Below are 7,900 nucleotides of genomic sequence, written 5' to 3' on the forward strand. Positions count from 1 at the left end.
TCGCGGCCCGGCGGGCGGCGCAGCAGCAGCGACATCTGGCGATAGGCGACGGCCTGCTTGGACAGGTCATCATAGAAGATGACGGCATGCATGCCATTGTCGCGGAAATATTCGCCCATTGCGCAGCCCGTATAGGGCGCGAGGAACTGCATCGGCGCCGGGTCGGAAGCGGTGGCGGCCACAATGATCGAGTATTCGAGCGCGCCGCTCTCTTCCAGCTGCTTGACCAGCTGGGCGACGGTGGAGCGCTTCTGGCCGATGGCGACATAGATGCAATAGAGCTTCTTGCTCTCATCCGTGCCCTGGTTGATCGGCTTTTGGTTGATGATGGTGTCGACGATCACGGCCGTCTTGCCGGTCTGACGGTCACCAATGATCAGTTCGCGCTGGCCGCGGCCGATGGGGATCAGGCTGTCGATCGCCTTGATGCCGGTCTGCATCGGCTCATGCACCGATTTGCGCGGAATGACGCCCGGGGCCTTCACCTCGACCAGGCGGCGCTCACCCACGATCGGGCCCTTGCCGTCGATGGGGTTGCCCAGACCATCGACCACGCGGCCGAGTAGGCCCTTGCCGACCGGAACGTCAACGATATTGCCGGTGCGGCTGACCGTGTCGCCTTCCTTGACGTTCTTGTCATCGCCGAAGATCACGACGCCGACATTGTCGGTTTCGAGGTTCAGCGCCATGCCCTTCAGGCCGGCATTGGGGAATTCGACCAGCTCACCGGCCATCACATTTTGTAGGCCGTAGACACGGGCAATGCCGTCACCCACGGTGAGAACGGTGCCCACTTCAGCGACATTGGCTTCGCTGTCGAAGTTGGCGATCTGGCCCTTCAGGATCTCAGAAATTTCGGCGGGACGGATGTCCATGGCTCAGGCGGCCCCCTTCATGGCGTATTGCAAACGCTGCAATTTGGATTTGATGGAATTGTCGTAAAGGCGTGAGCCGATCCGCACGATCAGCCCACCCAATATGGTGGTGTCCAGGGTTTCCCGCAGGCGCACGCCGGAATAGCCGGCCTCCGTCAGGCGGGCGGTGATCTGGGCGCGCTGCGTATCGCTCAAGGCATGCGCGGTGGTGACTTCGGCGACCTGTTGGCCGCGGCGCTCGGCCAGCTTGACGCCAAAGGCGGCTGCCACTGCGGCCAATTGGCCCAGGCGACGATTGGTGATGAGCACGCCCACGAGGTTGCGCACCTCGGTGCCGATGCCCCCGCGCTCGAGAATGGCGAAGGCGCCATTGCGCTGGTCCACTGCAGCCAAGCGCGGGTCAGCCACGAAGAAACGAAAACCCTCGTCATGGCGCCACAGATCAAGCACGGCCTCAAGGTCGGTCGCGATCCGGTCAAGCGCGCCCGGTTCAGCCTGACGCATATCATCGGCCAGGCCGAGCAGGGCCAAGGCGTAACGATCGGCCAAGCCAGTGGGGTTAGGCGCTATCTGGGCGGAAGTACTGTCAACCACTGGGAATTCCCGACCTCTGAGGCGTTGAAGCGCTGCGGGTTTGTCTCCCGTAGCGGCGGCGGGGCCTTACCATGCTGTTACCAGCCCCGCAACCGAGGGAAGGCGGCTGCGCTGCAACAAACTGCGCGGTTAGGTGGCCGTTTACCTTTCGGGTTCAGTCTGAGGGTGGCGAGGGCGTATCCCCGGGCGCTGTTTTGCGCCCTGAGATGGGCGAGGCTGTGCTGGTAATCGGGCGGGATGATAAATGGCCAAAGGCAAGAAGGGCGAGGGTGGCACCATTGTCATCAAGCGCATTGAGGAGGGCCGGCAAGGGCATCATGGCGGCGCCTGGAAGGTGGCCTATGCCGATTTCGTGACGGCGATGATGGCATTTTTTTTGCTCATGTGGCTGCTCAATGCCACCACAGCGGAACAGCGGCGGGGGCTGGCCGATTATTTCAATCCGACCACGCCGATCTCGACGAGCACCACCGGCATGGGCCTGCCTTTCGGGGGTACGACCATCAACAGTGAGGGGAATTTGATGCGCGACACGGGTTCGATCCGCGTCGAGCGCGGGCAGCGGCCGGTTCGCAGCGATGTCGAGAATGATGTTGAGGAACCAGAGCCTGATGTGCAGCCCGTCACACGTCGGCAGGGGCCGCCAGGACCGGATGAAGAGAACAGGCCGCTCGTCCTGCGCCATGAGCCCAGCCTTGCGGCGAGGGATGATGCCCGACAGGGCGAATATGAGCGCTGGGGAGGCCATTTGCTGGCCGATACCACGGCGAGAATGACCGATGCCTCGCTCCGCCTCGAACTCGCCCGGCGCGAGCAGCGGGCCATGGAACAGGTGGCCGATATGCTGCGCCAGGCCGTCAGCGCCGATCCTGCAACAGCGGAACTGGCCCGCCAGTTGAGCGTGGAGGTGACCCCGGAGGGTCTTCGCATTCAATTGCTGGATGCCGATGGTCGGCCGATGTTTGCCAGCGGCAATGCCCAGCCCAATGAGCGCACCCGTGCCTTGATCCGCGCCGTCTCAGCGGCGGCGGGCCGGCTGCCGAACCCCATCCACATCGCCGGCCACACCGATTCGACACCTTTTCGCGGCGAGGGGCGCAGCAATTGGGAATTGTCGGTGGAGCGCGCCAATGCAGCGCGGCGTTTGTTGCTGGATGCGGGGGTGGCGGAGGGGCGAATCCGCAGCGTGGCCGGCATGGCCGACCGCGAGCCGCACCTTCCTGACCAGCCCGGTGCCGCCGGCAATCGCCGTGTTGCCATCACCTTGCTGCGGCAGGCGGAGGCTCCACGGGCCGTGACCAGCGTGCCACGATGAACATTATTGGCGGGTTGGTATTTCTGCTGGTGACAGTGTTTGGTGGTTACACCATGGCTGGCGGCAAATTTGGTATCATTTTACATTCGCTTCCCTATGAAATGATGATGATTGGCGGGGCGGCGATTGGCACATTCGTGATGTCAAATTCGATGGATGGCATTAAACACACGCTCGGTGGCTTTAGTAAAATACTTAAAGGTAGCCGCTTCCACAAAAATGACTACACTGAATTACTTTCGTTGTTATATTATTTTGTACGTCTGGCGAAAAGTAAGGGCGCCATGGCGCTTGAGCCGCATCTCGAAAGGCCTGAGGAAAGCGCTGCTTTCAATAAATTCCCCAAGATCGCAAAGGATCATCATGCGGTGGTGATGATCTGCGACTACCTGCGCATGGCGGGCATGAACGCCGATGATCCGCACCAGATCGAGGACATCATGGCGCGCGAGTTGAAGAAAATGAAGGAGGAGGAGATGCACCCCTCCCACGCTATGCAATCCCTGGCCGATGCCCTGCCAGCGCTGGGCATCGTGGCGGCGGTGCTGGGCGTGATCAAGACCATGGCCGCGATTGACCAGCCACCGGCCGTCTTGGGCAGCATGATCGGTGGCGCACTCGTGGGCACCTTTCTGGGCGTGCTCCTGGCCTATGGGCTGATGGGGCCTATGGCCACGCGGCTAAAGGGCGTGGTCGATGAGGAGGCGCTCTACTACGAGGTGATCCGCGCTGTGCTGGTGGCCCATTTGCACGGCAATGCGCCGCAGATCAGCGTGGAGGCGGGGCGCAAAATCGCCCCCACCTCGATCATGCCAAGTTTTCAGGAACTAGAAGCCTCGCTCCAGGACCTGTCGATTGCCTGATGGCGGCTATTCGGCGGCCGCCGCTTCCTCTGCATCGGGGGTGGTCATCATCGCATTGGCCACCACGCCCGACTGATCGCGCACTTTTTTCTCGATGGCATTGGCCAGTGCTGGATTGTCGCGCATGAATTGCTTGGCATTCTCCCGGCCTTGGCCGATGCGCTGGCCTTCGGCGCTGAACCAGGCGCCGGATTTCTCCACCACGCCGGCCTTCACGCCCAGGTCGATCAACTCGCCAACCTTGGAAATGCCCTCGCCATACATGATGTCGAACTCAACCTGGCGGAACGGCGGGGCCATCTTGTTCTTCACCACCTTCACCCGGGTGGCATTGCCAACCACCTCCTCACGCTCCTTGATTGCGCCGGTGCGACGAATTTCCATGCGGACGGAGGCATAGAACTTCAGCGCATTGCCGCCGGTGGTGGTTTCGGGGTTGCCGAACATCACGCCGATTTTTAGGCGAATCTGGTTGAGGAAGATCAGCAGGCAGCCTGAACGGCTGATATTGCCGGTGAGTTTGCGCAGCGCCTGGCTCATCAGCCTGGCATGCAGGCCGACATGGGTATCACCCATTTCGCCCTCAAGCTCGGCCTTGGGCACCAGGGCGGCGACCGAATCGACCACCAGCACATCAATCGCGCCGGAGCGGACCAGCGTATCGGCGATTTCCAGCGCCTGCTCGCCGGCGTCAGGCTGGCTGATCAGCAGGTCATCCACATTCACGCCCAGCTTGCGGGCATAGCCCGGGTCGAGCGCATGCTCGGCATCAATGAAGGCGCAGGTGCCACCGGCTTTTTGTGCTTCTGCAATGACATGCAGCGCCAGCGTCGTCTTGCCTGAGCTTTCCGGGCCGTAGATCTCAACAATGCGGCCCTTGGGCAGCCCACCGATCCCCAGGCCGATATCCAGGCCCAGCGAGCCGGTGGAGATCACCTCGATATCCTCAATCAGGCTCTTCGAGCCCATGCGCATGATCGAGCCCTTGCCGAAGGACCGCTCGATCTGGCTGAGCGCCGCTTCCAGCGCTTTACCCTTATCCATGCTTGAAACCCCTTTTTGGTCGCAACTTTTGCGCGCAATTTGGCTCAATCACTCGCCTATTCCACCCTAAAGCCATGGGTGGCTCACAGCCAAGTGAATAAAGCCTTGAGCGGCGTTGTTCTGATAATGTTCTCTTCAGCCCGGTTTGGCAAGAGCGGCGGCCACGGCCTCGCGCAGCGCCTCGCCATGGCATGGTTTGGCCAGGAAATGCCAACCCTCCGCCGCCATATCAACGCCGAGCGTGGCCGCAGCATAGCCGGAGAGCAGCAGCACCGGCAGCCCTGGGCAGATTGCCCGGGCGGCGCGGGCCAGCGCCACGCCATCCATGCCCGGCATTGACACATCAGATACCAGGAGTTCCGGCCGGGCGCCGGCCTCGATCATCTCGATTGCGGTATAGCCATCCGCCGCCGACAGCACGGTGTGGCCACCCAGCCCCAGGGCCTGGCTGGCCAGGCGCAGCAGCGCCGGTTCATCCTCGGCCAGCAAAATGGTGGCAGGGGCGGCGGGTGGGCGGGCTTGCGGCGCTTCAGCGGCCTGCACCTCCTGCCGGGGCAAGAGGATGGTGAAGCGGGTGCCGCCGCTTGGTGGCGACTCGGCCAGAATATGCCCGCCGCTTTGGGCGATAATGCCCTGCACCGTGGCCAGACCCAGCCCTGTGCCGCCTTGGTCTATCCGGGTGGTGAAAAAGGGTTCGAATATTTTCGCCATAAGGGCGGGCGGGATGCCCGGCCCGTCATCTTCCACGATGATACTGGCATAGCGGCCGGGTGGCAGCCCATCTTCGCTGTCCGCTCCCAGCACCACCCGCCGCCCCGTGGCGAGCCGAATCAGCCCGCCCTTGCCTGAGCCCTGAATGGCGTCGCGCGCATTGGCCACCAGATTGATGATCACCTGGTCGAGTTGCGTGGGGTCTGCCAGCACCAACCGTCCAGGCTCCTCCAGCGCAAGCTCAAGCGTGATGGCTGTGCCCAAAAGCCGGGGCAGCAGGGTGCCGATGGCGGCCACCGCGTCATTCAGCGGTAGGATACGCGGCGTAAGGACCTGTTGGCGTGAGAAGGCGAGCAATTGCCGCACCAGCGCCGCGCCGCGTTCCGCCGCGGCATCAATGGCCGTGAGTTCGCGCCCGCGCTCCATGGCATCGGCAGCGGCGGCAGCTGCGGCGCTGGCACCCATAACAATGGCCAGTAGATTATTGAAATCATGCGCTACACCCCCGGCCATACGACCCAGCAGGGCGAGCCTTTCCTCCCGGCCCTGGGGTGCTTCGGCGCCCAGGCGCAGCAGCAGCGCATTCTGCTCCAGCGGTTGCAGCACCACCTCGGTCACACGCGGCGCGGCGAGGGGGGGGCTCATTGTGAGCGGCATCCGGCCGCTGCCATGGGCGATGGCAGCCAAAAAGCCCGGCTGTTGGGCAAGAGGGAACCAAGCGCGGATATCATCGCCCGGCCGGGTGGGCAGGGCCACGGCCAAGAGCGCCCGGCCGGCCTCATTGATCGCCAAAAGCCGCCCCTGCCGGTCAAGCAGGGCGGCGGGTTCGGGCCATGCCGCCAGCATTGCGGCCGCGCCAGCCTGCCAATCCTGCTCGGCGCGCCGCCTCATGGCGGGGCTTGGGCGCCGCGTGGGCGCATGACGAAGGCGATGATTTCGGCCACGGCTTCCCAATGCTCCGGCGGGATTTCCGTGTCCACGTCCAATTTCCACAGCGCGCGTGCAAGAGGGGGATTGGGCAGCAGCGGAACGCCGGCCTCCCGCGCCGCCTCGCGGATGCGTTCGGCCACCCGGTCGACCCCTTTGGCCACCACCCGCGGTGCCGCCGATTCCTTGGGCACATAGCGCAGCGCCACAGCGTAGTGGGTGGGGTTGGTGATCACCACCGTGGCGGTGGGGACCGCCGCCATCATCCTTTGGCGGCCCATGGTTTCGCGCAATTGCCGCAGGCGGGCCCGCACCATGGGGTCACCTTCGCTTTCCTTCATCTCGTCCTTCACATCCTGGCGCGACATCCGCAATTGCCTCAGATAACGCCGACGGGTGAGCAGCACATCGGCCGCAGCCAGAAGCGCGAAAGCGCCGAGCGCCACCAGCAGCAGGCTGCGCGAGGCGCTGCCAATGCCGCCCAGCAGCCTCGCGCCATCCATTTGCAGGCTGGCGTTAAGGCCGGCAATATTCCCCGCGATGAAGCCGATGGCGGCAGCCACGATAAGCAATTTCAGTATATTGCGCCCGGTTTCGGCCAATTGTTCGCCACCAAACAGCCGCTTGGCCGCGGCCATGGGATTGAGCCGGCTGAATCGCGGAATCAGCAGGTTCAGCACCACCAGGCCGCGGGTTTGCAGCATGGTCGCGACCACCGCGCCCAGTGCTGCGCAGCCGATGACCGGCAGGCAGGTCCATAGAAACAGCGAGAGCAGGCCCCCGGCCACCTCTTGCGCCGCGAGGGCATGGCTGCGCGCCAGCACACCACGCAGCGCGAGCAACCCCTCCTGCAACGCTGCGGGCAGCAGCGTCACCATGCCAATGCCCGCGGCGCCAAGCGTGCCGAAGGCCACCGCCTCCTTGCTGAGCGGGGCCTGGCCCTGTTCGCGCGCCCGACGCAGGCGGCGGCTGGATGGCGCTTCGGTTTGTTGGGATTTGTCCTGCTCCGCCATGGCTCAGGGCGCGCCGGGAAGGGCGTTGAAGCCGCCCTCCATCGCGCCGCGCCACAGCGTGAGGATGGCCGGCAGCAGCAGCATCAGCAGCCCAAAGCCAGCCAGAATCTGCGCCGGCGCGGCCACGACGAAGATCTGCACCTGGGGGGCAACCCGCGCCACCAGCCCAAGGCCCAGATTGAACAAGACCCCCGCCAGAATGAAGGGCGCGGCGAGGCGTAGCGCCAATGCGAAGCTCTGCGCCACCATCGCGGCCATGGCCTCGGCCGCCGTGGCGGCGGGCAGGGTGCCGGCGGGCAGGATGGTGTAGCTGTGCAGCAAGGCTGCCAGCGGCAATGCGTAGAGCCCCGTGCTCAGGATCAGCGCGGTGGCGACAAAACCAAACAGCCGGCCGAGCGGCGTGCCTTGCGCCCCCAGCATCAGATCGCCCTGCAAGGGGCTGCTCAGGCCCATCATGGTGCCGATGATTTGGCCGGCCTGGGCCATGGCGCTGGCCAGCAACCGCGCTAGGCTGCCCAGCCAAAGGCCGATCGCCACCTCGCCAAGGATGAGGCCCAA

General features: G+C 64.2%; 7 protein-coding genes and 1 pseudogene. 2 read left to right on the plus strand and 6 right to left on the minus strand.

Translation table 11 applies throughout. From position 1 onward, the window contains the following. Positions 1-875: pseudogene (locus ABWP84_RS17480) on the minus strand (F0F1 ATP synthase subunit alpha); the annotation flags it as partial. A 3-nt stretch (positions 876-878) separates the two neighbouring features. Continuing rightward, on the minus strand, positions 879-1,424 hold the full coding sequence (atpH, locus tag ABWP84_RS17485; protein WP_353213307.1) for an ATP synthase F1 subunit delta: 546 nt from the start codon (positions 1,422-1,424) through the stop codon (positions 879-881). Between the two features lie 289 nt (positions 1,425-1,713). Here atpH and ABWP84_RS17490 point away from each other — a divergent pair, with 289 nt between their 5' ends. After that, positions 1,714-2,784 (plus strand): flagellar motor protein MotB, encoded by a 1,071-nt coding sequence (locus ABWP84_RS17490; protein ID WP_353213308.1) that lies wholly within the window; start codon positions 1,714-1,716, stop codon positions 2,782-2,784. Further along, complete coding sequence (gene motA, locus ABWP84_RS17495) at positions 2,781-3,647, plus strand: flagellar motor stator protein MotA (protein ID WP_353213309.1); 867 nt, start codon at positions 2,781-2,783, stop codon at positions 3,645-3,647. Before ABWP84_RS17490 ends, motA begins: the two co-directional genes overlap by 4 nt. Before the next feature lie 6 nt (positions 3,648-3,653). Here motA and recA read toward each other — a convergent pair whose 3' ends face one another. The 4 genes from recA to ABWP84_RS17515 all read right to left on the minus strand — a co-directional run. Continuing rightward, the gene (gene recA / locus ABWP84_RS17500; RefSeq protein WP_353213310.1) at positions 3,654-4,691 is read right to left on the minus strand and encodes a recombinase RecA; all 1,038 of its coding nucleotides are present in this window, start codon (positions 4,689-4,691) and stop codon (positions 3,654-3,656) included. Positions 4,692-4,826: 135 nt separating this feature from the next. Beyond that, the gene (locus tag ABWP84_RS17505) at positions 4,827-6,293 is read right to left on the minus strand and encodes an ATP-binding protein (protein WP_353213311.1); all 1,467 of its coding nucleotides are present in this window, start codon (positions 6,291-6,293) and stop codon (positions 4,827-4,829) included. After that, on the minus strand, positions 6,290-7,342 hold the full coding sequence (locus tag ABWP84_RS17510; RefSeq protein ID WP_353213312.1) for a flagellar type III secretion system protein FlhB: 1,053 nt from the start codon (positions 7,340-7,342) through the stop codon (positions 6,290-6,292). Before ABWP84_RS17510 ends, ABWP84_RS17505 begins: the two co-directional genes overlap by 4 nt. A gap of 3 nt (positions 7,343-7,345) precedes the next feature. Then, the coding region (locus ABWP84_RS17515; RefSeq protein WP_353213313.1) for a flagellar biosynthetic protein FliR at positions 7,346-7,900 on the minus strand (555 nt) is incomplete at its 5' end.

Origin of the sequence: Rhodovarius sp. (genome assembly GCF_040399605.1) — a bacterium.
GTDB lineage: Bacteria > Pseudomonadota > Alphaproteobacteria > Acetobacterales > Acetobacteraceae > Rhodovarius > Rhodovarius crocodyli_A.